The organism is Micromonospora sp. H33, assembly GCF_052068455.1.
GTDB lineage: Bacteria > Actinomycetota > Actinomycetes > Mycobacteriales > Micromonosporaceae > Micromonospora.
The window spans coordinates 812,202-837,853 of record NZ_JBQHDE010000001.1; the positions used below are offsets into that span (position 1 = coordinate 812,202).

General features: G+C 71.9%; 22 protein-coding genes. 13 read left to right on the plus strand and 9 right to left on the minus strand.

Translation table 11 applies throughout. The annotated features are described in order from the left end of the window. The first annotated feature begins 166 nt into the window (after positions 1-166). Together ACTMS0_RS03900 and ACTMS0_RS03905 are read left to right on the plus strand one after the other, a co-directional pair. Positions 167-850 carry a S1 family peptidase gene (locus ACTMS0_RS03900; RefSeq protein WP_441153669.1) on the plus strand — a complete coding sequence of 228 codons (684 nt, stop codon included), beginning with the start codon at positions 167-169 and terminating at the stop codon, positions 848-850. A gap of 24 nt (positions 851-874) precedes the next feature. Continuing rightward, positions 875-1,447: a YbjQ family protein gene (locus ACTMS0_RS03905; protein ID WP_441153670.1), complete on the plus strand. Its 573-nt coding sequence runs from the start codon at positions 875-877 to the stop codon at positions 1,445-1,447. 93 nt (positions 1,448-1,540) lie between these two features. On the opposite strand, the gene purB is transcribed toward ACTMS0_RS03905, so the two are convergent. From purB to ACTMS0_RS03920, 3 genes are all read right to left on the minus strand, one after another. Continuing rightward, complete coding sequence (purB, locus tag ACTMS0_RS03910; protein ID WP_441153671.1) at positions 1,541-2,965, minus strand: adenylosuccinate lyase; 1,425 nt, start codon at positions 2,963-2,965, stop codon at positions 1,541-1,543. A 196-nt stretch (positions 2,966-3,161) separates the two neighbouring features. After that, positions 3,162-5,099 carry a hypothetical protein gene (locus ACTMS0_RS03915; RefSeq protein ID WP_441153672.1) on the minus strand — a complete coding sequence of 646 codons (1,938 nt, stop codon included), beginning with the start codon at positions 5,097-5,099 and terminating at the stop codon, positions 3,162-3,164. Next, the gene (locus ACTMS0_RS03920; RefSeq protein ID WP_441153673.1) at positions 5,096-5,614 is read right to left on the minus strand and encodes a SigE family RNA polymerase sigma factor; all 519 of its coding nucleotides are present in this window, start codon (positions 5,612-5,614) and stop codon (positions 5,096-5,098) included. Before ACTMS0_RS03920 ends, ACTMS0_RS03915 begins: the two co-directional genes overlap by 4 nt. A 220-nt stretch (positions 5,615-5,834) precedes the next feature. Here ACTMS0_RS03920 and ACTMS0_RS03925 point away from each other — a divergent pair, with 220 nt between their 5' ends. Further along, a complete protein-coding gene (locus ACTMS0_RS03925; protein ID WP_441153674.1) occupies positions 5,835-8,135 on the plus strand; it encodes a right-handed parallel beta-helix repeat-containing protein in 2,301 nt (766 codons plus the stop codon). 78 nt (positions 8,136-8,213) lie between these two features. Next, the gene (locus tag ACTMS0_RS03930) at positions 8,214-10,532 is read left to right on the plus strand and encodes a right-handed parallel beta-helix repeat-containing protein (RefSeq protein WP_441153675.1); all 2,319 of its coding nucleotides are present in this window, start codon (positions 8,214-8,216) and stop codon (positions 10,530-10,532) included. A gap of 222 nt (positions 10,533-10,754) precedes the next feature. Here the strand turns inward: ACTMS0_RS03930 and ACTMS0_RS03935 are convergent, their stop codons facing one another. Further along, a complete protein-coding gene (locus ACTMS0_RS03935; protein ID WP_441153676.1) occupies positions 10,755-11,492 on the minus strand; it encodes a GntR family transcriptional regulator in 738 nt (245 codons plus the stop codon). Beyond that, on the minus strand, positions 11,493-12,053 hold the full coding sequence (locus ACTMS0_RS03940) for a GntR family transcriptional regulator (protein WP_441153677.1): 561 nt from the start codon (positions 12,051-12,053) through the stop codon (positions 11,493-11,495). It abuts the gene before it with no gap. A 452-nt stretch (positions 12,054-12,505) separates the two neighbouring features. Here ACTMS0_RS03940 and ACTMS0_RS03945 point away from each other — a divergent pair, with 452 nt between their 5' ends. Both ACTMS0_RS03945 and ACTMS0_RS03950 read left to right on the plus strand, forming a co-directional pair. Further along, positions 12,506-12,838, plus strand: a complete 333-nt coding sequence (locus tag ACTMS0_RS03945; protein WP_441153678.1) for a hypothetical protein — start codon at positions 12,506-12,508, stop codon at positions 12,836-12,838. Beyond that, positions 12,835-13,320: a hypothetical protein gene (locus ACTMS0_RS03950; RefSeq protein ID WP_441153679.1), complete on the plus strand. Its 486-nt coding sequence runs from the start codon at positions 12,835-12,837 to the stop codon at positions 13,318-13,320. The genes ACTMS0_RS03945 and ACTMS0_RS03950 overlap by 4 nt, the downstream gene beginning before the upstream one ends. Positions 13,321-13,324: 4 nt before the next feature. On the opposite strand, the gene ACTMS0_RS03955 is transcribed toward ACTMS0_RS03950, so the two are convergent. Beyond that, positions 13,325-14,617, minus strand: coding sequence for an acetyl-CoA C-acetyltransferase (locus ACTMS0_RS03955; protein ID WP_441153680.1), 1,293 nt, complete (start codon positions 14,615-14,617; stop codon positions 13,325-13,327). A 55-nt stretch (positions 14,618-14,672) separates the two neighbouring features. Between ACTMS0_RS03955 and ACTMS0_RS03960 the strand changes: the two genes are divergently transcribed. Genes ACTMS0_RS03960 through ACTMS0_RS03970 form a run of 3 tightly spaced genes read left to right on the plus strand, consistent with a single transcriptional unit; the run spans position 14,673 to position 17,773 of the window. Further along, positions 14,673-16,031, plus strand: a complete 1,359-nt coding sequence (locus tag ACTMS0_RS03960) for a 3-oxoacyl-ACP reductase (RefSeq protein WP_441153681.1) — start codon at positions 14,673-14,675, stop codon at positions 16,029-16,031. Beyond that, positions 16,031-17,101 (plus strand): MaoC/PaaZ C-terminal domain-containing protein, encoded by a 1,071-nt coding sequence (locus tag ACTMS0_RS03965; protein WP_441153682.1) that lies wholly within the window; start codon positions 16,031-16,033, stop codon positions 17,099-17,101. Before ACTMS0_RS03960 ends, ACTMS0_RS03965 begins: the two co-directional genes overlap by 1 nt. Before the next feature lie 54 nt (positions 17,102-17,155). Continuing rightward, positions 17,156-17,773 (plus strand): DedA family protein, encoded by a 618-nt coding sequence (locus ACTMS0_RS03970; RefSeq protein WP_441153683.1) that lies wholly within the window; start codon positions 17,156-17,158, stop codon positions 17,771-17,773. A gap of 47 nt (positions 17,774-17,820) precedes the next feature. Here the strand turns inward: ACTMS0_RS03970 and ACTMS0_RS03975 are convergent, their stop codons facing one another. Further along, a complete protein-coding gene (locus ACTMS0_RS03975; RefSeq protein WP_441153684.1) occupies positions 17,821-18,480 on the minus strand; it encodes a TetR/AcrR family transcriptional regulator in 660 nt (219 codons plus the stop codon). 70 nt (positions 18,481-18,550) lie between these two features. On the opposite strand from ACTMS0_RS03975, the gene ACTMS0_RS03980 reads away from it, so the two are divergent. From ACTMS0_RS03980 to ACTMS0_RS03995, 4 genes are all read left to right on the plus strand, one after another. Then, the gene (locus tag ACTMS0_RS03980) at positions 18,551-19,003 is read left to right on the plus strand and encodes an SCP2 sterol-binding domain-containing protein (protein WP_441153685.1); all 453 of its coding nucleotides are present in this window, start codon (positions 18,551-18,553) and stop codon (positions 19,001-19,003) included. 1 nt (position 19,004) lies between these two features. After that, complete coding sequence (locus tag ACTMS0_RS03985; protein ID WP_441153686.1) at positions 19,005-20,219, plus strand: acyl-CoA dehydrogenase family protein; 1,215 nt, start codon at positions 19,005-19,007, stop codon at positions 20,217-20,219. Between the two features lie 96 nt (positions 20,220-20,315). Next, positions 20,316-21,878 (plus strand): AMP-binding protein, encoded by a 1,563-nt coding sequence (locus ACTMS0_RS03990; protein ID WP_441153687.1) that lies wholly within the window; start codon positions 20,316-20,318, stop codon positions 21,876-21,878. Between the two features lie 22 nt (positions 21,879-21,900). After that, the gene (locus ACTMS0_RS03995) at positions 21,901-23,226 is read left to right on the plus strand and encodes an MFS transporter (RefSeq protein ID WP_441153688.1); all 1,326 of its coding nucleotides are present in this window, start codon (positions 21,901-21,903) and stop codon (positions 23,224-23,226) included. An 80-nt stretch (positions 23,227-23,306) separates the two neighbouring features. Here ACTMS0_RS03995 and purD read toward each other — a convergent pair whose 3' ends face one another. Together purD and ACTMS0_RS04005 are read right to left on the minus strand one after the other, a co-directional pair. Continuing rightward, the gene (gene purD / locus ACTMS0_RS04000) at positions 23,307-24,557 is read right to left on the minus strand and encodes a phosphoribosylamine--glycine ligase (protein WP_441153689.1); all 1,251 of its coding nucleotides are present in this window, start codon (positions 24,555-24,557) and stop codon (positions 23,307-23,309) included. Positions 24,558-24,647: 90 nt separating this feature from the next. Then, the gene (locus ACTMS0_RS04005; RefSeq protein ID WP_441153690.1) at positions 24,648-25,577 is read right to left on the minus strand and encodes a hypothetical protein; all 930 of its coding nucleotides are present in this window, start codon (positions 25,575-25,577) and stop codon (positions 24,648-24,650) included. Positions 25,578-25,652 lie beyond the last annotated feature (75 nt).

Genomic DNA, 25,652 nt, shown 5'->3' on the forward strand with positions numbered 1-25,652 from the left:
GCCAATCAATGGATTCTTTTCGATGAAACACTTGTGAACCACATCTCAGAGCCCTACCGTACATCGTCAGACATCGATAGAGGTCCCGGCCGGCGCGCCACCCCCGCCCGTCGGCCGGCAGGTCAGACCCGGTGAACCCGGGCCCATCCCCGAAGGAGCCCCGCACATGCGCATCCGATCCCTGATCGCGGTCCTCGCCACCGCGGTGGCCGGCGTGCTCGGCGCCAGCTCCGGCGCCGTCGCCAGCCCGACACCCACGCCGTACATCATCGGCGGCAGCTACGTCTCGTCGGCGCCGTGGGCCGCCGCGGTGTTCAGCAACGGCTCGTTCACCTGCTCGGGCACGATCATCGCCCCGCAGTGGGTGCTCACCGCCCGGCACTGCCTCGGCGGGTCGATGTCCGTCCGAGTCGGCAGCGTCTACCGCTCCTCCGGCGGGGTCACCCGCACCGTGAGCGCCACCTACGGCCGGTACGACCTGGCCCTGATGCGGCTGTCCAGCTCGGTGAGCACCAGCTACGTGACGCTGGCCAGCAGCAACCCGCCGATCGGCTCGACGAACTCGATCTACGGCTGGGGCATGACCTGCTACAGCGGTTGCTCCGCCTCCAGCCAGCTGAAGACCGCGAGCGTCCAGGTCACCAGCAACAGCGCCAGCGACGCGTACGGCGGGCAGGCCATCCGGAGCACGCGGATCAACGGCAACGCGTGGCGGGGCGACTCGGGCGGCCCGCAGTTCTACAACGGCCGCCAGGTGGGCGTCGCCTCGACCGCCGACGGCTACAACATCCAGAACTACGGCAGCGTCGCGTACAACCGGGCCTGGATCACCTCGGTGGCCGGTGTCTGACGGTTAGCGCCCCGGGCGGTGCGGATGGTCGGCGGAGCGCCGGCCGTCCGCGCCGCGCCGTTTTTCAGCATCCGATCAGGTGAACAAGGCTCACGATGGGGTCCACGATCGGCTGACAGCATCGGAGTCGTGCTGGTCGTGACGACGGATCAACTTCCCGGCTACGAGATCCGCCAGATCCTCGGCGAGGTGGTCTCCTCGATGGCCAGGACGCGGAACCCGTACCGCGAGGGCGTGAAGAACCTGCGCGGTGGCGCGTACGACCCGATGGCGCCGGACAACCTGACCCGCTGGCGTACCGACTCGGTGGCCCGGCTCGGTGAGGAGGCTCTCCGGCTCGGCGCGAACGCCGTGATCGGGATGCGGTTCGACAGTCGCGACTGCGGCGAGATGTGGATGGAGATCTGCGCGTACGGCACGGCGGTGATCGTCGTACCCAAGGTCCCCGACGTCATGCCCCCCGACCAGCCCCTGGTCGCGGCGGAAACGGCGCACGAGGGCGAGATCGCGGAGGAGCCCGGCGGCATCGCCGAACCCGCAAGCGCCCCCAACCTCCGCACAGCCGCGGAAACCCCCACCCGCGAGCCCGGACCCTAGCCCTCACCCGCCCTCGTTGATCATGAAGTTATAGCGGTCCGGCTCGGCGTGTCGCCGCTGTAACTTCATGATCAACGCGGGGGGAGGGGCGGGTCAGAGGATCGGGGGTGGGGTGTAGGTGGCGGCCGTCGGGTTGGACTCGACCACCTCGGTTACGCGGTCGGCTACGCGTTGGACCTGGGTCGGCGCGGCGCCGACGAAGGCGGTGCGGTCGGCGACCAGGGTGTCGATGTCGGCGCGGCTCAGGCCCAGTCGGCTGTCCGCGGCGAGGCGGTCGAAGAGGTCGTTCTCGGCGGCGCCCTTCTCGCGCATGGCGAGGGCGACGGCGACCGCGTGCTCCTTGATCACCTCGTGGGCGACCTCGCGGCCCACACCCCGCCGGACCGCCGCCACCAGGATCTTGGTGGTGGCCAGAAACGGCAGGAACCGCTCGAGCTCCCGGTTGATCACCGCCGGGTACGCCCCGAACTCGTCCAGCACGGTGAGGAACGTCTGGAACAGCCCGTCGGCGGCGAAGAAGGCGTCCGGCAGGGCCACCCGGCGCACCACCGAGCAGGACACGTCGCCCTCGTTCCACTGGTCGCCGGCCAGCTCGCCGACCATCGACAGGTAGCCCCGGATGATCACGGCGAAGCCGTTCACGCGCTCCGACGAGCGGGTGTTCATCTTGTGCGGCATCGCGCTGGAACCCACCTGGCCCGGCTTGAAGCCCTCGGTGGCCAGCTCCTGACCGACCATCAGGCGGATCGTGGTCGCCAGCGACGACGGCCCGGCCGCGACCTGGGCCAGCGCCGAGAGCACGTCGAAGTCGAGCGAACGCGGGTAGACCTGCCCGACGCTGTCCAGCACCCGGCGGAAGCCGAGGTGCTCCGCGACCCTCCGCTCCAGCTCCGCGACCTTGTCGGCGTCGCCGTCGAACAGGTCGAGCTGGTCCGCGGCGGTGCCCACCGGGCCCTTGATCCCCCGCAGCGGGTACCGGCCGATCAGGTCGTCCAGCCGCTCGTACGCGATCAGCAACTCCTCCGCGGCCGACGCGAAGCGCTTGCCCAGCGTGGTGGCCTGCGCCGCGACGTTGTGCGAGCGACCCGTCATGACCAGGTCGGAGTGCTCGACGGCGAGCCGGGCGAGGCGGGCCAGGGTGGCGACCACCCGGTCCCGGATCAGCTCCAGGGACGCCCGCACCTGCAACTGCTCGACGTTCTCCGTGAGGTCCCGGGAGGTCATCCCCTTGTGCACGTGCTCGTGCCCGGCGAGCGCGCTGAACTCCTCGATCCGGGCCTTCACGTCGTGCCGGGTGACCCGCTCACGCTCGGCGATCGAGGCCAGGTCGACCTGATCGAGCACCCGCTCGTACGCCTCGACCACCCCGTCCGGCACGACGACGCCGAGATCCCGCTGGGCCCCGAGGACGGCGAGCCAGAGCCGCCGCTCCATCCGGATCTTCTCCTCCGGGGACCAGAGGGCGGCCAGTTCGGGCGAGGCGTACCGGTTGGCGAGCACGTTCGGGATCGTCGTCACGTACCGCATTCTCCCGTACGCGCCGGCCGCGACCTCAGGGGTCTCCGGTCCGGCCGGGGTCGTGTCACACCTCCCGGACGTCGTGCACGGTCGCGCTCACGCCTTCCGTGCCCACCGGTCCGGCACCCACGGCGTTCGCCGCCGTACGCCCGCTCCGAGCCGGGATCCCCGTGCATCCCGGCCCCGGAGCGAGGTGTCAGGGCAGCAGGTTCACCAGGTCGGGATGCGCGGCCAGTTCCACGACCTGCTCCAGCGTCAGCGGCGGGGTCGCCCCGCCCTTCGTGCCCTTCGGCCACATGTTCTCCATCTGACCGCCTTCCGGCATGTCGGTGGCGGCGCCGGTGTTCGGCCGGTTGTCGAGCACCACCTCGACCGTGCCCCGATCCGGCCGCTGCACGAACGCCGTGTAGGTGACCGTGCCGGACGACCGCGAGATGACGGTGACGACCCGGTTGCCGTCCGGACGGGTCGACTCGGCGCACTCACCGGTGTGCTGGTGCCGGGGGTGATCGGTCGGCAGCAGCGCGCGCACGCTCGCACAGGTCAGGGTCGTGCTGATGCGCCGCTGGACGAGGATCTCGCCATCCCCGGCCAGCCCGTCCCGCTGTACCAGAAAGGAGAAGGACATGAAGTCGTTTCCAGTCACTCCGCCGCCACCGCCTTTGAACAGCCGGAGGAAGATGCTTCCGTCCGCCACGATGTCGTCCAGTGCGGCAGCGGCGGCCGTGGTCCCCGCGCCCATGTCGAAGTCAAACGGCGGCCCGGAGCCTCCGGACGCCTTCGTGCCGGGCGGCGGCGGAGGTGCGATGGCGAGCGCCGGGTCCCGAGCGACGTCCGTCAGCTGCGCCATGGACAGCACCGTCTCGCCACCCGACACCGCCAGGAACAGGTACGTGCCGTCGGAACGCAGCACCTCGATCTGCCGGTGCGAGCTCAGTGCCGGCCGGTGCAGGTCGCCACGCCGACCCATCTCACCAACCAGGTGACGCGCTCGGACCTTCTCCCCGGCCGCGCCCTCGCTGACGGTGCAGTTGCGTGCGGCGAGGCCGGCGGTCGGGCAGGGCGACGCGTACTCCCAGGCCGTCCGGCCGTCACGTGCCAGTGCCAGCGAGATCTGGCCGCTGCGGTCCCCGACGCGGAAGTCGGCGAAACCGAGGTAAGGCACGTCGACACTGAGGCGGCCCTTGCCGTCCGCCCAGACCGGTCCGGGACTCACCGGTCCGCCCCACTTGGTCACCCAGGTGAAGTCCGCCGTCTGCCGCTTCAACGCGGCCGTGAGGGCGTTGCCGAGCCGCACACCGTCCTCGTCGGTGCCGGCGACCGTGGTCACAGTCGAGCTCGGAGCCGGGGACGCGGAGGGTAGCGGGGCAAGGGTGATGGACCCGTCCAGGGCGACTGCGACCATCTGGTCGGCCGTGACCGGCAGCCGAGGCTTCCCGTCGGTCGTGTAGGCCCCGACCTCGATGAACGAGCCATCCGGCCGCAGCGCCCGAACCTTCAGGGTTTCGCCGGTGCCGTGCTCCTTGCCCTTCAGCGGCTCCGGGACCTCCCGGCCCTCGTAGGCTTGCTGCCAGATCGAGATCTGCTCGCCCCCCGGGCCCGTCCGGTCGCTGCACTTCAGGTCGGGCCGCCTCGTGCACCCCATGAGAGGCTTCCCCATCCGGGTGCCGTCGCGCTCGATCCACACCGAGACCGTCACCTCGCCGGCGCCGACCCGGATGCTGCCGCCACCCCGGTAGCCCGAGGCGGGAGAGGCGTTGACCGCGGCGCCGCCCGCCTGGGACTGCCAGTTCGGGGTCGTACCGGAGTCGACCCCGTCCGCCGACCAGACCAGGCTCGGTTCGGCGCGGACCAGCGCAGCGACGACGGCCGCGTCGATGCGGTCGAGGTCCTCCGGCGTACCCGGGACGGTGGTCGGTGCCGGGGACACGTCGGTCGTCGGTGCCTTCGCGTGCGGGGCCACGAGGGCGTTGGTGCCGAGCACCACCGCCAGCACGGCCGCGACGACCGCCGCGCCGCCCGCGCCCAGGCGCAGGCGACGGGCGCGGCGCTGCCGCCCGATGACACGTTCCACGTCGACGGTCGAGACCGGCACGTCGCCCATCGCCTCGTCGAACACCTGCTGGTACGTCATGACAGCTCCCCCCGGGTCGTCGGTGCGGGAGAGGTCATCAGCAGCCGCAGCGCCTCCAGCCCGCGAGCCGCCTGGCTCTTCACGGTGCCGGCGCTGACGCCGAGGATCGCGGCGGTCTCCTCCACGGACAGGTCGCAGTAGAAGCGGAGCACGACCACTGCCCGCCGGCGGGCCGGAAGCTGACCGAGCAGGTCGAGCAGCATCTCCCGGTCGACCAGGGCCGGCTCGGGGAGTTGGACGTCGACCTGGTCGGGCACCTCGTCGGTGCTGCGCTCGCGGCGCCACGGGCGCCGACGTTCGTCCAGCCAGGCGTGGGTCAGCACGCCCCGGACGTACGCGTCGACGTTCTCTGCCGCTTTCACCCGCCGCCAGTGGCGGTAGAGCTTGCCGATGGTGATCGAGACCAGGTCGTCGGCGGTGTGCCAGTCCCGGCAGAGCAGGTACGCCGTCCGGCGCAGCGACTCCAGCCGGGCACCGACGAACTGCCGGTACTCGTCCTCGTCGGCCCGGTTCACCGCGCGGTGCCTCTCGTCGGTTTCATGTCCAGGGGACGGAGAGACCTTCCGCCAAGGTTGCCTGGCCGGACGGCGGATTGTCGCCGGTTCTCCCCCGACGGGACTGACAAGCCCGGCGGGCATGCTCGATGATCTTATGACCTCCCGGCCGATCTCCGGCCGCCCTCCTCGCCCGAGGACACTCATGCGCAGATCCCGCCTCGCCGGCCTGGCGGCCGTCGTGACGCTCGGCGGCGCCCTCGCCGCGCCCGCCGCCCCGGCTCAGGCCGACGCCACCGTCCTCTACGTCAACAAGGCAGTCGCCGGTTGTTCGGACACCGGCCCCGGCACCGTCGCACAGCCCTACTGCACCATCAGCGCCGCCGTCGCGAAGGTCGGCCCCGGCCAGACGGTCGAGGTGACCGGCTACGGCTACACCGAGCGGGTGACCGTTCGCACCTCCGGCACCGCGGAGCGGCCGATCACGATCGTCTCGACTCGACCCCAGGTGAGTCCGGCGACCTTGAAGGGCCCGACCGCGGGGATTGTCGTCCAGGGTCAGCGCCACGTCGTGATCAAGAACTTCCGGATCGATGGTGCTCTCGAGGCGCCGGCCATTGACCTTCAGGACGCCGGCGACATCACCGTCGAGGAGATCGACGTCTTGGCCACGGCCACCTCGTCCCAGCCCGCCATCCGTCTCGCGGCCGTCACCGGAGCAACCCTCGATACCGTATACAGCGGCATGTCCGCCGACGCTCAGCAACTCACCGCAGGTTTGACCATCGACAGTGCAAGCGTGGGGGTGACCGTCCTCTCGTCGGGGATCTACAACAACGGCGGGGGCCCGGAGAGCGGCGTCGGCATCGATGTCGCCGGGTCGAAGACGACCATCCTTCACGCTTCGGTCCTCGGCTTCGGCAGGGCAGCGATCCTCGTCCGGCCGGGTGCGGCAGATACCGTGATCGCGAACACCCGGATCGAGCGGGGAGTTGGTGACGGCATCCACGTCGCGGGTGGTACCGGCACGGCGATCAGCAACAACACGGTGCAGAATCGGTGCCGGAACGGAATCCGGGTCGACGGCTCACCGACGCGGGTCTCCGTCCAGAACAACGTCATCTTCGACAACGGCCCGAACAACAACCCGAGCCTCTGTACGCCAGCCGTGGCCGACACCGTCGCGGTCGGCGTGTACGGCGACGCTGTGCAGGACACCGTCGTCGACTACAACAACACTCACCACAGCCAGCCGGCCGGATACGCCTGGAACAGCCCTCCCATCAGTCTGGCCGATTTTCGCACCGCCTCTGGTCAGGGGGTGCACGACATCGTCACCAAGGATTGGCTGCGACAGATCGACTCGGCGAATTCGGCGGCTCCGGGCTTCGCGGCGACGGAGATGTTCGGGAGCCACAGGGTGGACGACCCGGCGGTTGCCAACACCGGTGCCGGCCCGATCCCGTTCGCGGATCGGGGGCCGCAGGAGCACCTCCACAACGCCGATCCTGTCCCGCGGTTGTCCGTCAGCATCGAGCCGGGGACTGGTGTGGTCACCCTGGACGCCTCGGCGTCCAAGCCCGGCTGGGCGCCGATCGTCTCGTACCGCTTCGACTTCGGGGACGGAACGGTCGTCACGCAGAGCGGCCCGGTGGTGCGGCACCGGTACGAGAAGTACGGGACCTACTACCTCGAAGTCGTAGCGAGAGACGCCGCCGGCAGGGCGGGGTTGAACACCGGCTTGGTCAGCACCCTGCCCCGCGTCGGCACGCTCGGTCTGCTCGCCCTCGCCAATCATCGCTACGTCGGTGTCACCAGCGGCGGGAACTCCTCCGACGTGCTAGCCGACCGCACGTCCCTCGGCAGGGCAGAGGCGTTCGATCTCATGGACGCCGGTGCGGGCCGGGTGGCGCTGCTCTCCCACTCCACCGGCCAGTACGTCGAAGTCATCAGCAGTAGAGATGAGATCTCCCCGTCGAGTGCATACGTCAACGAGTCGCACCAGTTCAACATGGTTCACAACGCGGATGGCAGCCTCGGCCTGAAGGCCGCCGCCAACAATCACTACCTCAGTGTCAGAGCCACCGACCTGCGCCTGTCTGCGACCGCGTCCACCATCGGGGTGCGGGAAAAGTTCCACCGGGTGAACGTCGCCGACGCTAACCGGTCCCTGCAGCCCGCGATGCTGAGGCGCTACGTCACCGCCGACACCGCGGGCACGAAGCCGTTGGCCGCCACCAGCACGACCTTCGGCACCGCGCAGCGGTTCGACCTCGTCGACCTGGGCAACGGCCAGGTCGCCATGTTCGCGCACGCCAACCGCCGGTTCGTCCTGGCCGACGGTGCGGGGAGCAAGCCGCTGGTCGCGCGCGCCGCAGCCGTCGGCTCCTGGGAACGGTTCACGGTGGCCCGCAACTCAGACGGCACGGTCAGCCTCAAGGCCGCCGTCAACAGCCGCTACGTCACCGCGGGCATCGGAACCACGCCCCTGATCGCCAGCCGCATGTCCATCGGCCGCGCGGAGCGCTTCCTGCTGCGCTGACGTGTCACGCACGCGCCCGCAACGACCAGGGCGGGTGCCGACCACATAGTCCCTCCCCTCCTCGTCGAGAGGCTCCCAATGCGCAGATCCCGACTCGCCGCGCTCGTGGCGGTCGCCACCCTGGGTGGCGCACTGCTGCCGACCGCGTCCCCGGCCCACGCCGACACCACCACCCTGTACGTCAACAACCTCGTCCCCGAAGCCTGCTCCGACAGCAGCGACGGCATCGATCAGGCCTTCTGCACCATCGGGGCGGCCGTCGCCAAGGTCCGCCCCGGCCAGACCGTCAAGATTGACGGCGGGCCGTACGCGGAACGGGTCACCCTTGCCGCCTCCGGCACGGCGGAACAGCCGATCACGATCCTGGGTGGCCGGTCGGCCACCGGCGGTACGGTCACCCTCACCGGGCCGACCGCCGGCGTCGTCATCCACCACCAGCACCACGTCACGGTCAGCGGCCTCGCGGTCTCCGGCGCGCTGGAGGCGCCGGCCGTCGACGTCCACGACGCCAGCGGCATCGTCCTCGACGGTGTGTCGGTCAGTGCCACGGCGGCCTCGGCACAACCCGCGTTCCGGCTGGCCGCGGTGACTGGGTCGAGCGTGCAGCGTGTCGTCGCCAGCGGGACGCAGCTCACCACCGGCCTCTCCCTGGACGCAGCCAGCAGCGGGGTCACCATCACCGCGGCCCGGTTCACCAACGGCAACACCGACGCGGGGGAGGGCGTGGGGATCGACGTCGCCTCCGCCGGTACCACGATCCTCGCCAGTACGGTGGTCGGCTTCCGCGGCGCGGCCATCGCCGTCCGGCCGGGTGCGGCTGACACCGTGATCGCGAACAACCAGATCGGCCACGGCTACGGCGACGGCGTCCAGATCCGGGGCGCGACCGGGACGGCGCTCAGCAACAACATCGTCAGTGCGCGCTGCCGCAACGGTGTCCGGGTCGACGGTCCGTCCGATCGCGTCTCCATCCAGAACAACCTGGTATACCGGAACGGAGGCCGGACCGGCGCGACTCTCTGTGCAGCAGCCCCGACCGACGGTGTGGAGATCGGGGTGTACGGCGAGTCGCGCGGGAGGACCGTTGTCGACTACAACAACACCGGCAATCCGCTGGGCTACGCCTGGGACCAGCCGATGGACCTGGCGGCGTTCCGGGTCGCCTCCGGTCAGGCGGCCCACGACCTCTACGACCTGACCTACGCAAGCCGGATCGACTCGGCCAACTCGGCCGCGTCGGGCTTCCCGGCCACGGACAGGAACGGGCGTGGCCGCGGGGACGACCCGTCCCGGGCGAACACCGGCGCCGGACCGGTCCCCTGGGCCGACCGCGGCCCGTCGGAAACCCTCGCCGCTCCGGTCGTGACGGCCACCGTCACCCAGGAGCCCGGCACCGGATGGGTGACCGTCGACGCCGCAGCCACCCGACCGGGTTTCACACCCGTCGCGTCGTACCGGTTCGACTTCGGGGACGGGACGGTCGTGACCCAGGCCGGCCCGGTGGCCCGGCACCGGTACACCAGCCACGGGACGCGCACCGTCACGATCCGGGCCACCCTCGTGGACACCATGACGGCGGCCAGGTCGTACCAGGTGAGCTACCTGCCGCGGGCCGGCACCATCGGCCTCCTGGGCCTGGCCGATTTCCGCTACGTCGGCGTCAGCAGCGGGTCGCACCCCAGCCCCGCGCTGTTCGCCAACCGTCCGACCCTGGCCGCGACCGAGGCGTTCGATCTGGTCAACGTCGGCACCGGACAGGTGGCTCTGTTCGCCCACCGCACCGGCAGCTACGTCACCCTCGACCGCGTCGGGATCGACGTGGTCTCGGCGGGCAGTCCGAGCGTGGGGCCGAACGAGACTTTCGCCATGACCCGTTACACGGACGGCAGCTTCAGCCTGAAGGCGTCCAACGGCCGGTACGTCAGCGTGTCCGCCTCCAACCTCGGGCTGTCCACCAGCGCGACCACGGTAGGCCAATGGGAGAAGTTCCACCGGGTGAACCTCGCCGACGCGAACCGGTCCCTGCAGCCCGTGGCGCTCAGACGGTTCGTCACCGCCGACACCGCCGCGGAGAAGCCGTTGGCTGCGACCAGCGTGACCCTCGGCACCAACCAGCGGTTCGACGTCGTCGACCTCGGCAACGGCAAGGTCGCCCTGTTCGCACACGCCAACAACCGTTTCGTCTTCGCACCGAACTCCGGGGCCCTGCCGCTGGTCAACAGCAGCGGCGCGGTCAGCCCTTGGGGGACGTTCACGGTGGTCCGCCACTCGGACGGCACGGTCAGCTTCAAGGCCACCGTCAACAACCGCTACGTCACCGCGGGTGTGACCGGCACGGGCCCGTTGACCGCCAGCCGGACCACCATCGGCCGCTCGGAGCGCTTCATCCTCCGCTGAGGTGTCGAAGAGTCGGCGCCCGCCACGAAACTCCGTCGTGGCGGGCGCTGGCCGTCTGAGCGACGGGGGTGGCTCCAAAGCGGACTGATGGCCGCGGCCAGGCCACCCCTCATGACCGGTGTCACGGGCACACCAGGCCGTTCCCTCTTCAGCCTCGACCATCTGGACCGGGCCACTGCGGTGCACGTACGCAGGGTGTTCCTCGCACCCATGCGGGCTCGATCATGTGACGCGCGGTGGTCCGTCAGAGAGCTGCTGTTCGTAGCGCAGCTCGTGCAGGTGGCTGCCCTTGACGAGCACAGACGCCTCGATAGGTCGTTCGTCGTCGGTATGGATCACGCGGAGCTGACGGATCACCGGAACGTAGGCAGGGAGGTCCAACATCGCGACCTCCTCTGTTGTCGGCATCCGTGCCGACAGCCGATCAACCATCCTCCGCTGCAACAGGCCCAGTTCCGCCATGACACGGCCCGCCCCGCCGTTGACCTTTTTACGCTCGGCGAGTTCGGACCCGGCGGCGATCGAACTCGGGTAGTAGGACCAAGACAGCTCGACGGGCTCACCATCGTGCAGCATCAGGCGATGCCGCAGCACCGCCTTTTCGCCCTCGCCGAGGCCCAAACCTTCTGCGACATCCCGCGGCGGCACGACCTCCGCGACGTCCAGTAGACGGTACGAGTATCCGCTGGGCGTGGGAGCGAGGTAGGTCGAGGCCCCCACCACGAGTGGCCGCCGCCGACGGACGTAGACCCCCTTGCCAACCTCGCTGAAGATCGATCCCTCCGCCTTCAATGCGGCGAGGGCTCGCTGGATCGTCGCCGTCGCGGCGGCGTAGCGGGTCACCAGGCTTGGGATCGAGGGCAACTGCGAGCCGGGTGGAAACTCGCCGGACATGATGCGGGCGCGGATGTCCGCCGCGACCTGCTCGTGTCGGGGGCGTCCATCGCTTCCGCCGGCCACTCAGCTCTCCCCGTTCGGCTCGCTGATCGACATCTCATACCGCAGGCGCCGCCCCTGCGGCACCATGGTCATCACGCTGACCTCGATCGGCACTCCGCCGCGGGTGCTGAGCAGTCGCGTGAGCCCGAGCACCCACTCCCGCCCGCTCAGGCCGAGCACGCGTCGCTCGTCCTCGTCAGGCACCCGCGTGTAGACGTCCTCCCTCACCAACCCGGGTGCATAGCCCAGTTCGGCGAGCAGACCGACCGCCCCACCCCGTATCTTGCGAGGCTCAGCGAGCGCGGTGCCCTGGGCGATGGACAGCGGGTAGTACGAGTCGGTCAATTCCACAGGGCGATCGTCCAACAGCATCAGTCGTCGGCGAACGACGACCGGTGTTCCCGCCTCGAGCTGCAACGCTTTGGCGACCTCAGTCGTCGGCATGGTCTCCGTGACTTCAAGAAGGCGTTGGGTACCAACACCGCCTTGTTGCGCCGCGTCGGCGGCCCAGACGTCTTCCTGACCAGGGGATTGCGGATGGACGTACGGCATCGACACGCTGAGCCACGGTCGTCCATTCATGGCTCGCCTCCTTCCCACTCCACCGGTCCGGCAAGGGTAGATCCCTTCCGCCCGGCGTGTCGCCGCGTCCGACACCCTTGGCACCTTATACAAACGGCAGTAAGGTTACCTCCGAAGAAACGGACCGGGGTGGGTGCTGGTTTGGCGCCTCTCCCACTCCCGGTCCGGCACGAGTCGAAGGGAGCAACCACACCGGATCGCGTCCCGGGGGACGACTCCCCTCCTGTCTACCACCCGTACGCGCTTCCGCGTACCCGGGCGGTGATGTGGCGCGTCCGGCCGTGGCCGCTCCTCACCAAATCCGGTGTCCCGTGGACGCGACGGCGTGACGCGGGACCGTGACAAGGGCGGGCGCGTGGCCCGTCGTACGGCAAGCGACCCGCCGCCGGCCGCATACCCCTGCGGCCCGGGGCTCCGCCGTGCGCCCGCCCCGCGTCTGACAGGAGTGGGAGATGGGCGTCTACCAGTCGACGATCGGCCGGGTGTGCCGGGACGAGGCGGAAGCCGAGGCCGCGAGGGAGATTCTGCGCAGCCACGTACCCGATCCGGAAACCAATCTGTGCGTGGTCTGCTTCGTGGCCGGGCCGTGTCGGCCAGCGAACGCCGCAGCGAATCGCCTGGTCGACCTGGGCAGGCCGCTGCTACCGCCGGACGCGCCGAAACGTCGGCGTACCGCTTGGCGGGGTTGGTTTGGGCCACGGCGGCGGCCGATGCCCCGCCGGGCACCGCTGTTGACCTTCGTCTGGGTGCTTCGGTTCGGGTCCGATGTCGGGGTGACGCGTTGACGGCCCGCCGCGTGCAGCGGATCGGGGTCGGTGACATCGTGCAGGTAGCCGAGCAGCACTACTGCTACGGCCTGGGCACCCTCACCCTGCGGGTGGTCGAGGTAGGCCGGCGGGAGCGACACAGCGACGGCCTCTGGATCCACCTGCGCGGCATCGAACTCGGCGACCCGCGCGGCCCGCGCCAGCGCCGCGTGCTCGCCCGCATCGACGCCGTCCGAATCAGGCCGGCACCGCGCCCGGTCGCGCACGTGCCGGTCCGGCCGGGCTGGGACTGCGCCGGCTGTGGCCAGGCGTGGCCGTGCCCGGACCGGCGACAGCGCCTGCTCGACCGGTACGCCGGGGACCGCGCAACGCTCGGCGTCTACCTGGGCATGCAGTTGGTCGATGCTGCGTCGGACCTGCGTCACCTGCCCGCCGAGGCGCTGTACGCGCGATTCCTCGGCTGGCTGCGCGACAGGGACCGGCCGGGGCCGACCGCATGACCGGTCAACGCTCCAGGATCGCCGTCACGCCCTGCCCGCCGGCAGCGCAGATCGAGATGAGGCCCCGACCGCTGCCCTTCTCCGCGAGCAGCTTGGCCAGCGTCGCCACGATCCGGCCGCCGGTGGCCGCGAAGGGATGCCCGGCGGCCAGCGAGGACCCGTTGACGTTCAACCTTTCCCGGTCGATCGCGCCGAGCGGGGCGTCCAGGCCGAGCCGGTCCTTGCAGAACTCCGGCGACTCCCACGCGGCCAGGGTGGCCAGCACCTGCGAGGCGAACGCCTCGTGGATCTCGTAGAAGTCGAAGTCCTGGAGGGTCAGGCCGGCGCGGGCCAGCATCCGGGGCACCGCGTACGCGGGTGCCATCAGCAGCCCCTCGTCGCCGTGCACGAAGTCCACGGCGGCGGTCTCCGACCAGGTGAACCAGGCCTGCACCGGCAGGCTGTGCTCCCGCGCCCACTCCTCGCTGGCGAGCAGCACGGTGGAGGCGCCGTCGGTCAGCGGGGAGGAGTTGCCGGCGGTCATGGTCGCCTGGTCGGCGTCCGGACCCTTCGCGCCGAAGACCGGCCGCAGGCCGCCGAGCTTCTCCAGGGTGGTGTCCGGCCGCAGGTTCTGGTCGCGGGTGAGCCCGAGGTACGGCGTCATCAGGTCGTCGAAGAACCCGCGCTCGTACGCGGCGGCCAGCCGCTGGTGCGACCGCAGCGCCAGCTCGTCCTGCGACCGCCGGTCGATCTGCCACCGGACGGCGGTGCGGGCGGCGTGCTCGCCCATGGACAGCCCGGTGCGCGGCTCGGCGTTGCGCGGGATGTCCGGCCGGAACGGCTGCGTCGGCCGGAGGCGGGCGGCGATCTTCAGCCGCTCGCCGAGGGTGCGGGCGCTGTTCAGCTTGAGCAGCGTGCGGCGCATCTCCTCGTTGACGGCGAGTGGCGCGTCGGAGGTGGTGTCGACGCCACCGGCGATGCCGACGTCGATCTGCCCGAGGGCGATCTTGTTGGCCACCAGGATGGTCGCCTCCAGGCCGGTGCCGCAGGCCTGCTGGACGTCGTACGCGGGGGTGTGCGGGTCGAGCTTCGAGCCGAGCACCACCTCCCGGGTGAGGTTGAAGTCCCGTGAGTGCTTCAGGACCGCCCCGGCAGCCACCTCGCCGACCCGCTGGCCGGCCAGCCCGAAGCGGGCCACCAGCCCGTCGAGCGCCGCGCCGAGCAGGTCCGAGTTGGACGCCTCCGCGTACCGCGAGTTGGAGCGGGCGAAGGGAATGCGGTTGCCGCCGATGACCGCGACCCGCCGGATGTTCTGCACGATCCCGCCTCCTCGAAAGGCTTGCCCTCAACCTACTCGCCAGTAGGCTACGCCTATGACCGACAGGTACGCGAGCTTCGTCCAATCGGGGGTCGGCCGCGCGCTGGTCAAGCGCCTCGGGCTGCCCGACCCGCCGCGCCTGCGCCGGCACCGCCCCGGCGACCCGCTCGTCCCCGGGCCCGTCCTGCTCGGCGCCGCCGTCGGTGGTCGCCTCGCCGAGCCGGTCGGCAAGATCCTCACCGCCGCCGGGGTCGAACTGTGCGACCCGGCCGCCGGCAGCGACGCCACGGCGCGCTTCGGCGCCCTGGTGTACGACGCCACCGGCATCACCGACTCGACCGGGCTGCGCCAGCTGTACGACTTCTTCCACCCGCACGCCCGGTCGGTGCTGCCCAGCGGCCGGGTGATCGTGCTGGGCACCACGCCCGCCGAGTGTTCATCCCCCCGGGAGGCCACCGCGCAGCGGGCCCTGGAGGGGCTGACCCGCAGCATCGGCAAGGAGTTCGGCCGGGGCGTCACCGCCCAGCTCGTACACGTCACGCCGAACGGGGACGCGGGCACCCTCACCAGCCTCGAGGCCACCCTCCGGTTCCTGCTCTCCGGGCGGTCCGCGTACGTGTCGGGGCAGGTGATCCGGGTCGGTGCCGGGCGGGCGGAGCCGCCGGCCGACTGGGACCGCCCGCTGGATGGGCAGATCGTGCTGGTCACCGGCGCGGCGCGCGGGATCGGCGCGGCGCTGGCCCGCGTCCTGGCCCGGGACGGCGCCCAGGTGGTCGCCCTGGACATCCCGGCCGCCGGGGACGAGCTGGCCCGGGTCGCGAACGAGATCGGCGGAACCGCCGTCCAGCTCGACCTGACCACCCCGGACGCGCCGACCCGACTCGCCGAGCACCTGGCCACCCGGCACGGCCGGGTCGACGTGGTGGTGCACAACGCCGGCATCACCCGGGACAAGACCCTCGGCCGGATGGACGTCGACCGCTGGGACTCGGTGCTCGACGTCAACCTGTCCAGCCAGGAGCGGATCAACGACGTCCTGCTGGAGCGGGAGCTGATCCCGGCCGGCGGCCGGATCGTCTCGGTCTCCTCGATCGCGGGGATCGCCGGCAACCGCGGGCAGACCAACTACGCCACCAGCAAGGCCGGTGTGATCGGCCTGGTGGAGTCGCTCGCCCCGGCGCTGCGCGGCCGCGACATCAGCGTCAACGCGGTCGCCCCGGGGTTCATCGAGACCCGGCTGACCGCCCGGATCCCGCTCATGCTGCGCGAGGCGGGCCGGCGGATGAACAGCATGTCCCAGGGCGGTCTGCCGGTCGACGTGGCCGAGACGATCGGCTGGCTGGCCTGGCCGGCGAGCGGCGCGGTGAGCGGCAACGTCGTCCGGGTCTGCGGCCAGAGCCTGCTGGGGGCGTGATGGCAGACCGGAAGGAGCCCGCCGACGACCTCACCGTCCACGAGCTGATCGAGGGCCCCACGCAGGTCATCCCCGAGCGCGACCTCTCGGCGGTCCACGCGTCGGCCGCCGACCACGACGTGAGCATCGAGTCGACCCAGGACCTGTCCGCGCTCGCCGACGACCGGACGCACGACCTGACCGCGAGCGCGGCGCGGGTCGTCCGCTCCCGCGTCGAGCTGGCGGAGGTCCCCGCGGCGGGCGCGCTCTACCGCCGGGCGCTGCTCGGCGCGCTGCCCGGCCTCGGCCGCCGGCGCGCTCCGCAGCCGCCGTCGGTCGAGCTGACCGTCGCCGGTGTCGCCGTCGACCGGAGCCACCTCGCCGCGTACGACCGGGTCTGCGGGTTCCGGCTCACCGACCGGCTGCCCGCCACGTTCCCGCACATCATGGGCTTCCCGCTGGCGCTGCGCCTGATGACCGCCCCGGACTTCCCGATCCCGCTCACCGGCGTGGTCCACGTCGGCAACCGGATCACCGTCCACCGGCCGATCAGCGCCGACGAGACGCTCGACTTCACCACGTACGCCGAGAACCTGCGCCCGCACGACCGGGGCCGGCAGCTGGACGTGGTGCTGGTCGGCTCGGTCGGCGGCAAGGAGGTCTGGCGCGGCGTGTCCACGTACCTCGGGAAGGAGCGCACGCCCGGCGGCGGCGAGCGGCGCGACCGGGGCGAGCTGCCCTCGGCGCCGGCCGCCTCGGCCCGCTGGCGGGTCGAACCGTCGGTCGGTACGGCCTACGCGCGGGTCTCCGGCGACCACAACCCGATCCACACCTCCCGGCTCGGCGCCCGGCTGTTCGGGTTCCGGCGCCGGATCGCCCACGGCATGTGGAGCAAGGCGCGCTGCCTGGCCACGCTGGAGCCCCGGCTGCCGGACGCCTACACGGTCGACGTGGCGTTCAAGCTGCCGCTGCCGCTGCCCAGCACGGTCGGCTTCAGCAGCACCCCGACCGGGGACTTCGCCCTGCACGACTCCCACGGCCGCCCGCACCTCCTGGGGACGGTGCGGGAGGAAGGAAGGGCCCCTTCTTAACGTCTTTTGCATAGGAAGGGCCCCTTATTAACAGCCCGGCCCGAGCATGAGGGCATGGAGTCCGTGCTCGACCTGCTGCGACAGACGGTCACCTCACCCTGGGTGTACCTGCTGATCTTCGCGCTCACGGCGGTCGACGCGGTCGTCCCGATGGTGCCCGGCGAGGCGGCCGTGATCACCGCCGCCGTGCTCGCCACCAGCGGCAACCCGGACGTGGTCGCGGTCCTCGCGTCCGCAGCGCTCGGCGCGATCGTCGGCGACCACGTCTCGTACGCGATCGGGCGCGGCGGCGGCGCGCGGCGGCTGACCCGCTTCCCTGAGGGAAGCCGGCGGCGGGCCACGTCGGAGTGGGCCCGCCGGGCGGTGGACCGGCGCGGCGGGCTGATCCTCACCACCGCCCGCTACCTCCCGGGCGGGCGGACGGCGGTGACGCTGACCATGGGCGCGGTGCGCTACCCGCTGCGATCGTTCCTGCTGTTCGACACGATCGCGGCGGTGAGCTGGGCGCTGTACAACGTGCTGCTGGGCTACTTCGGTGGGCTCGCCTTCGAGCGGGACCCGCTCCGGGGCATCCTGGCCGGCCTGGGCCTGTCCGTGGTGGTGACGGTGCTGATCGAGACGGTGCGCCGGGCCCGCCGTCGCGCCCGCCACCGGGCCACCGCCCGCCGCTGAGCCGACGCGGCGGCTGTTGACAAGGGGCCCTTCCTCTACCGGAGGCGTTAAGAAGGGGCCCTTCCTTGCGCCGCAGGCGGGGGGCGCCAGGTCGTGCCGTGCAGAAGTTGGGCGGCGCCGAGCCAGGCGACGTTCATCATCCGGGTGGCGGTCTTCTCCGGGTCGGCCTCCGGGTGGTCGGCCAGCCAGTCGGCGAGGGACTCGGTCGCGCCCACCAGGGCGTACGCGACGACCTCCAGCTCGGCCTCGGCCACCTCGCGTCCCTCGGCGCGCAGCGCGTGGTCGAGCATCCCGGCGACCACGTCGACCATCCGGGCCCGCATCGCGGCAAGCTCCCCGGCGAACGGCTGCTCACCCCGGGCCTGCCGGTAGAGCACCGCCCAGCCGTCCCGGTGCGCGCCCACGAACGCGAAGAAGGCGCGCAGCCCGCGCCAGAGCCGCTCGTCCGCGGGCAGGTCGGGGGCGGCGGCGCCGGCGATGGCCTGCATCATCCGTGTCCCCTCGCGGTGTAGGCAGGCGACGAAGAGCTCCTCCTTGGTGCCCAGGTACGCGTACACCATGGGCTTGGAGATGCCGGCGTCCTCGGCGATCTCGTCCATGCTGGCCGCGTGGTAGCCCCGTCGGGAGAAGACCTTGACGGCCGCGTCGAGCATCTGCTGCTCACGGACGGCCCGCGGCAGCCGTTTGAAGGTGGGGTTGCTGGACACCCTTGCGAGCATACCTACTCGTGCGTAAGGTTACGCACGAGTAGCCAATTCCCCCGGAAGGTGCGCCCGCATGACTGACTTCGACCCGGCCAACTTCGCCAACGTCGGCCCCAAGGAGTTCGCGCAGCTGGTCAAGTCCACCCCCGACGACAAGATCGCCGAGGTGATGTCCGGCGACCTGCGCGGCAAGATTCTCAGCGAGGTCTTCGGCCGGATGCCGCAGCTGTTCCGCGCCGACCGGGCCGGCTCGACCAACGCGGTCATCCACTGGAACATCACCGGCCGCCCCGACGGTGGCACCGACAGCTACGAGGTCGTCATCGCCGACGGCACCTGCACGGTCAACGAGACCCCGCAGCACGACCCGAAGCTGAGCCTCACCATGGGCCCGGTCGAGTTCCTCAAGACCGTCTCCGGCGGCGCCAACCCGGTCATGATGTTCATGACCGGCAAGCTGAAGGCCAAGGGCGACCTGGGCCTCGCCGCCAACATCGCCAACCTGTTCGACATCCCCAAGGCCTGACATGGCCGAGTTCTCGCTCGACCTGACCGAGGAACAGCGGGACCTACGCGACTGGGTGCACGGCTTCGCCGCCGAGGTCGTGCGCCCGGCCGCGGCGGAGTGGGACGCGCGGGAGGAGACTCCCTGGCCGATCATCCAGGAGGCCGCCAAGGTCGGCCTCTACGGCTTCGAGTTCCTCGCCACCTGCTGGGCCGACCCCACCGGGCTCTCCCTGCCCATCGCCAGCGAGGAGCTCTTCTGGGGTGACGCCGGCATCGGCCTGAGCATCTTCGGCACCGGTCTCGCCGTCGCCGCCATCTACGGCGCCGGCACCCCCGACCAGCTCGTCGAGTGGGTGCCGCAGTGCTTCGGCGACATCGACTCGCCCGCCGTCGCCGCGTTCTGCACCAGCGAGCCGGAGGCCGGCTCCGACGTCGGCGCGATGCGCACCCGGGCCGTCTACGACGAGGCCACCGACGAGTGGGTGCTGCGCGGGCAGAAGGCGTACGCCACCAACGGCGGCATCGCCGGGGTGCACGTCGTCACCGCCTCGGTCGACCCGGAACTGGGGTCGCGGGGGCAGGCGGCGTTCGTCGTCCCGCCGGGCACCGCCGGGCTCAGCGCGACCCGCAAGCTGCGCAAGCTGGGCCTGCGCGCCTCGCACACCGCCGACGTGTTCCTCGACGACGTACGGGTACCCGGGCACTGCCTGCTCGGCGGCAAGGACGCCCTCGACGAGCGGCTGGCCCGGGCCCGTTCCGGGCAGCGCGCCTCCGGTCAGGCCGCGATGCGCACGTTCGAGCTGTCCCGGCCCACCGTCGGCGCGCAGGCGCTCGGCGTGGCCCGGGCCGCCTACGAGTACGCGCTGGACTACGCGAAGGAACGGGTCCAGTTCGGACGCCCGATCATCGAGAACCAGGCGGTCGCGTTCGCGCTGGCCGACATGAAGATGGAGATCGACGCGGCCCGGCTGCTTGTCTGGCGCGCCTCATGGATGGGGCGCAACAACCGGCCCTTCACCGCCGGCGAGGGCTCGATGTCCAAGCTGAAGGCCGGCGAGGTGGCCGTCGCGGTCACCGACAAGGCGGTGCAGCTGCTCGGCGGCGCGGGCTTCCTGCGCGACCACCCGGTCGAGCGCTGGTACCGGGACGCCAAGATCTACACCATCTTCGAGGGCACCTCCGAGATCCAGCGGCTCGTCATCTCCCGGGCCATCTCCGGCGTCCAGATCCGCTGAGCCGCGCGGCCCGGCCGGTCCGCGGCCGCACCGTTCGTCGAGGAAGGGCCCCCGGCTTCGGGGGCCCTTCGCGTACCGCCGAAGGAGGCCCGAGGCATGGACCTGCCGTTCGTCGTCGCCACCCTGACCCGGCGCGGATTGCTCACCCCCGGCCGGCCGATCCGGGTCGCCTCCCAGCTGGGCGCGCTGCGCCGGTGGGGATGGAGCCTCGCCGGCGAGCTGCGCCAGGCCGCCGCGCGGGACCCGGGCCGCACCGCGGTGATCGACGAGCAGGGCGCCGAGCTGACGTACGGCCACCTGCTCGACCGGTCCGAGGCGCTGGCGCGGGCGCTGCGCGCGGCGTACGGCCTGCACGCCGGGGAGCGGATCGGGGTGCTCTGCCGCAACCACCACGGCCTCATCGAAACGATCGTCGCCGCCACCCTGCTCGGTGTCGACGCCGTACTGGTGAACACCGGGCTCTCGGCCGCGCAGCTCGCGACCGTCGCCGAGGAGCAGCGGCTCCGGGTGCTGGTGCACGACGACGAGTTCGCCGAGCGGCTGCTCGGCCTCCCCGACGAGCTGCCCCGCCTCGACGAGCGGGCCCGTGAAGAGCTGATCGCCAACGCCCTCCCCGGCTCGCTGCGCCCGCCGGAACGCGACGGGCGGATCATCGTGCTCACGTCGGGGACCACCGGGGCGCCGAAGGGCGCGCGGCGGCCCACCCCGAACGGCTTCGGCCCGCTGGTCGCCATCATCGACCGCATCCCGCTGCACACCCGGGACCGGGTGCTGATCGCCGCCCCGATCTTCCACACCTGGGGCTTCGCCGCCCTCCAGGTGTGCTTCGCGCTGCGCGCCACCATCGTGCTGCACCGCCGGTTCGACCCGGCCGCCACGCTCGCCGCCCTCGTCACTCATCGGTGCGACGCGCTGTTCGCCGTACCCGTGATGGTGCAGCGACTGATGGAGGTGCCGCCGCCGGACCCGAAACCCCGGCTGAAGGTCGTCGCGGTCAGCGGGTCCGCGCTGCCCGGCGGCCTCGCCACCGCCTTCATGGACACGTACGGCGACGTCCTCTACAACCTCTACGGCTCCACCGAGGTCTCCTGGGCGTCCATCGCCGGCCCGGCGGAGCTGCGCGCCGCCCCGACCACCGCCGGCCGGCCCCCGCACGGCACCCGGGTGGCCATCCTCGACGAGGTCGGCGACCCCGTGCCACGCGGCCAGGTCGGCCGGATCTTCGTCGGCAACGAGATGCTCTTCGAGGGCTACACCTCGGGAGCGGACCGGGAACGCCACGACGGCCTGGTCGACACCGGCGACCTGGGCCGGATGAACACCGACGGGCTGCTCTTCGTCGACGGCCGCGCCGACGACATGATCGTCTCCGGTGGCGAGAACGTCTTCCCGTCCGAGGTGGAGCACCTGCTCGCGCAGCTCCCCCAGATCCGCGAGGCGGCCGTGATCGGGGTCCCGGACGCCGAGTACGGGCAGCGGCTCGCCGCGTTCCTCGCCCTGCACCCCGGCGAGACGCTCGACCCGGACGCGGTCCGCGAGTACGTGCGGCACTACCTGGCCCGGTTCTCGGTGCCCCGCGACGTGGTGTTCGTGAAGTACCTACCGCGCAACGCCACCGGCAAGGTGCTCACCCGGGAACTTCGCCGCTACTACGACTGACCGCCCTCTACGCTCGGTCACCGTGATCCTCGCCGGGCGCCGCCGCCGTACCCCGTTGCTCCTGGTCGAGGCGGCGACGCTGCTGTCGGCCACCGGCAACGGGGTCGCCATCGTGGCCCTGCCCTGGCTGGTGCTTGAGCGCACCGGCAGCGCCACGGCCGCCGGCGTCGTCGCCGCGGCCAGCGGGCTGCCGCTGCTCCTGTCCAGCCTCGTCTCCGGCACGGTGGTCGACCTGCTGGGGCGCCGGCGGACCGCGCTGGTCTCCGACGCGCTGTCGGCGGTCTCGGTCGCCGCGATCCCGCTCGTCGACGCCCTGCTCGGCCTGAACCTCGGCTGGATCGTCGCGCTGGCCGTGCTCGGCGCGGTCTTCGACCCGGCCGGCCTGACCGCGCGGGAGACGCTGCTGCCCGCCGCCGCGCAGGCCGCCGGATGGCGGATCGAACGGGCGAACGCAGTGCACGAGGCGGTCTTCGGCCTCGCCTTCCTGGTCGGCCCCGGCCTCGGCGGCCTGCTCATCGCCACCGTCGGCCCGGGCGCGACGTTCTGGGTCACCGCCGCCGGCTTCGCGCTCTCCGTCCTGCTCATCGCGGCCGTCCGGCTGCCCGGCGCGGGCCGGCCGGAACGCCCGCCGAGCGGCGTGTGGCGCGGTACCGCGGAGGGTCTGCGTTTCGTCTGGCGGGACCGGCTGCTCCGCACCATCGCCCTGATCACGATGGTGCTGGTCGCGCTCTACCTGCCGGTCGAGGGCGTGCTGCTGCCCGCGTGGTTCGTCGCCCAGGGGGAGCCCGCCCGGCTCGGCAGCGTCCTGATGGCGATGAGTGCCGGGTCGGTGGTGGGCGCGCTCGGCTCTGGTGCCGCCGGGCGGCTGGTCCGCCGCCGGACGCTGATGGCCGTCGCGCTCGTGGTCACCGGCGTGGCCCTGCTCGGGCTCGCGTTCCTGCCGGCGTACCCGGTGCTGCTCGCCGTCGCCGTGGTCATCGGGCTCGCGTACGGGCCGATCAACCCGCTGGCCAACTACGCGATGCAGACCCGCACCCCGGAACACCTGCGCGGCCGGGTGGTCGGGGTGATGACCTCCTTCGCGTACGCGGCCGGCCCGGCCGGCTACCTGCTCGCCGGTCCGCTCGTGGAGTGGCTCGGCCTGCGCACGGCCTTCGTCGTGCTGGCCGGCGCGCTGCTGGTGGCGGCGCTCGTCGCCGCGCCCCTGCCGGTGCTGCGGGCACTGGACGAGCCGCCCCGGTACCCGCCCGCCCCGCCCGGCGGGACGACGGGGCGGACCGAGGGGCCCCTGCCGCTCGGCGAGCAGTGGACCCCCTCGGCGCACCGCGACCCACCCGGTCAGGGATAGAGCGTCAACCCCGACGGGCAACCCCGCCACCTCCTCGTCTCACGACTCAAACGGAGGTTGCGGGGCCTCAGGTTGCCCGGTCAGCCCGGGATTCTGATCCGGCCCTCGACCGCGGCGGCGGCGATGTCGGTGCGGTGGTGCGAGCCCGCCAGCTCGATGCCGCGTACCAGCTCGTAGGCGGCCTCCCGCGCGGCGGCCAGGTCGGGGCCGGTGGCCGTACCGCAGAGGACACGGCCACCCGCGGAGAGCAACGCGCCGTCGGCGGCCCCGCGGACGGTGCCGGCGTGGATGACGCCCGGGCGGTCCGCGCCGGTGATCACGTCACCGGTACGCGGCTTCGCCGGGTAGCCCTCGGCGGCAACCACGACGGTGACGGCGGCGCCGTCGCGCCAGCGCAGCGGCGGGTGGTCGGCCAGCGTGCCGGTTGCCGCGGCGTGCAGCAGTCCGGCGAGCGGCGTCTCCAGCAGCGCGAGGACGACCTGCGTCTCCGGGTCGCCGAAGCGGGCGTTGAACTCGATCACCCGGGGGCCGGCCGCCGTGATCGCCAGGCCGACGTAGAGCAGGCCGGCGAACGGGGTACCCCGGCGGCGCATCTCGGCCAGCGTCGGGTGGACGACGTCGCGCATCACCTCGTCGACCAGGCCGGGAGGGGCCCAGGGCAGGGGCGCGTACGCCCCCATGCCGCCGGTGTTCGGGCCGCTGTCGCCGTCGCCGACGCGCTTGAAGTCCTGCGCCGGCAGCAGCGGGACGGCGGCCTCGCCGTCGGTGACGACGAAAAGTGACACCTCGGGGCCGGCGAGGAACTCCTCGATCACCACCCGGCCGCACAAGCGTGCGTGCTCCTCTGCCGTGGCGCGGTCGTCGGTGACGACGACGCCCTTGCCGGCGGCGAGGCCGTCGTTCTTGACGACGTACGGTGCGCCGAACTCGTCCAGCGCCCGGCCGGCGCTCTCCGAGTCCGCGCAGGTGTACGCGCGGGCGGTCGGCACCCCGGCGGCGGTCATCACGTCCTTGGCGAACGCCTTCGAGCCCTCCAGCCGGGCGGCCTCGCCCGACGGCCCGAACACGGGGATGCCCTTGGCGCGTACGGCGTCGGCGACCCCGGCGACCAGCGGCGCCTCCGGCCCGACGACCACCAGGTCGACACCGGTCTCCACCGCCAACGCCGCCACGGCGGCCGGGTCGGCCGGATCCAGGTCCCTGAGCTGGGCCAGCGAAGCGATGCCCGGATTCCCCGGAGCCGCAATCAACACCTCGACACGGGGATCGGACGCAAGCCCGAGCGCGAGGGCATGCTCCCGCCCGCCACCACCAAGAAGAAGAACCCGCACAAGGGCGATCCTACCGACCCCCACCCTCGCCCCCGTTGATCATGAGGTTAGCGGCGAAGTGGATCGCTGTTACTGCCGCCAACCTCATGATCAACGGCGTCGGGCGGTGGTCAAGGCTTGGCGGACGACCCAGGGGATGTAGGCCGGGTCGAGGGTGTCCTGCCAGGTGAAGCGGAGGACCGTCCAGCCGGCGTTGACCAGGCGGTTCTGCCGGCGGCGGTCGGCGAAGATTGCCTCCGGGGTGCCGTGCGGGCCCCGGCCGTCCGCTTCGGCGATCACCCTGGGTGCGCGCCAGCCCAGGTCGCCGATGCCGAGCAGGTATCCGTCGTCGTCGCGGACCTCAAGTTGCAGGGCGTCGGGCGGCACCCGTCCGTCGACGCAGCGCAGTCGGGCGCGCGTCTCCAAGGGAGACTGAGCCCTCCCGTCCGCCTCCGCGAGGTACCCACGCGCCGCCACGGCGCCCCGCCTGCGCCTGATGCGACCCGCGATCGTCGCCAAGTCCTCCTCCACGAGCAGCCCTCGGCACAACGCCGAGTCCAGCACCGAGACCGCCGGGTACCGCCCCAGTCGCAGGATGACCTCGCCGACCGTGGAGATGGCATCGGTGGCCGGCAGGCCGTCCAGGCAGACAAGCGATTCCGCCGGGTGCTCCAGCTGGTGCAACACCACGTACGGTTGCCCAACCCGCGTCCGCTTGGCGGCCACGCCCGGCAGGGCGATGTGGATCTCGTCGGACGGCGGCAGTCCTGCTATGCAGTGCAGCTCAGCAGCGGTCCCGAGGACGGCGTGCGCAGCCGGCCCCAGCGACAGCAGTGCCGCCCGGATCTGCTGACGCCGGGAGGGTTCCACCGCCGCGACGGGACGGGGGAGATAGACGGCCCGAGCGAGTGACTGCCACCGTCCGAAGGTGACGAGGTTGTCGACCTCATGCCGCGTGAAGCCCAGCGCAAGCGCCTGCTCACGGCACACGAGCCCGTCCTGCCGCGCCGCGACCCTACGAAGCCGCCCCTCCCGATCCATCCGCCGAGCCTGGACGAAGCCCGCGCCACACCACAGCCCCTGTGGATAACCCTGTGGACAACGCCTGACCTCTCA

What these genes read in the sequence shown, in the direction of transcription:
- ACTMS0_RS03900 (WP_441153669.1), top strand. Translation starts at nt 167, where the DNA reads ATGCGCATCCGATCCCTGATCGCGGTCCTCGCCACCGCGGTGGCCGGC.
- ACTMS0_RS03905 (WP_441153670.1), top strand. Translation starts at nt 875, where the DNA reads ATGGTCGGCGGAGCGCCGGCCGTCCGCGCCGCGCCGTTTTTCAGCATC.
- ACTMS0_RS03915 (WP_441153672.1), bottom strand. Translation starts at nt 5,099, where the DNA reads ATGACGTACCAGCAGGTGTTCGACGAGGCGATGGGCGACGTGCCGGTC.
- ACTMS0_RS03930 (WP_441153675.1), top strand. Translation starts at nt 8,214, where the DNA reads ATGCGCAGATCCCGACTCGCCGCGCTCGTGGCGGTCGCCACCCTGGGT.
- ACTMS0_RS03940 (WP_441153677.1), bottom strand. Translation starts at nt 12,053, where the DNA reads ATGAATGGACGACCGTGGCTCAGCGTGTCGATGCCGTACGTCCATCCG.
- ACTMS0_RS03945 (WP_441153678.1), top strand. Translation starts at nt 12,506, where the DNA reads ATGGGCGTCTACCAGTCGACGATCGGCCGGGTGTGCCGGGACGAGGCG.
- ACTMS0_RS03960 (WP_441153681.1), top strand. Translation starts at nt 14,673, where the DNA reads ATGACCGACAGGTACGCGAGCTTCGTCCAATCGGGGGTCGGCCGCGCG.
- ACTMS0_RS03965 (WP_441153682.1), top strand. Translation starts at nt 16,031, where the DNA reads ATGGCAGACCGGAAGGAGCCCGCCGACGACCTCACCGTCCACGAGCTG.
- ACTMS0_RS03970 (WP_441153683.1), top strand. Translation starts at nt 17,156, where the DNA reads ATGGAGTCCGTGCTCGACCTGCTGCGACAGACGGTCACCTCACCCTGG.
- ACTMS0_RS03980 (WP_441153685.1), top strand. Translation starts at nt 18,551, where the DNA reads ATGACTGACTTCGACCCGGCCAACTTCGCCAACGTCGGCCCCAAGGAG.
- ACTMS0_RS03985 (WP_441153686.1), top strand. Translation starts at nt 19,005, where the DNA reads ATGGCCGAGTTCTCGCTCGACCTGACCGAGGAACAGCGGGACCTACGC.
- ACTMS0_RS03990 (WP_441153687.1), top strand. Translation starts at nt 20,316, where the DNA reads ATGGACCTGCCGTTCGTCGTCGCCACCCTGACCCGGCGCGGATTGCTC.
- ACTMS0_RS04005 (WP_441153690.1), bottom strand. Translation starts at nt 25,577, where the DNA reads ATGGATCGGGAGGGGCGGCTTCGTAGGGTCGCGGCGCGGCAGGACGGG.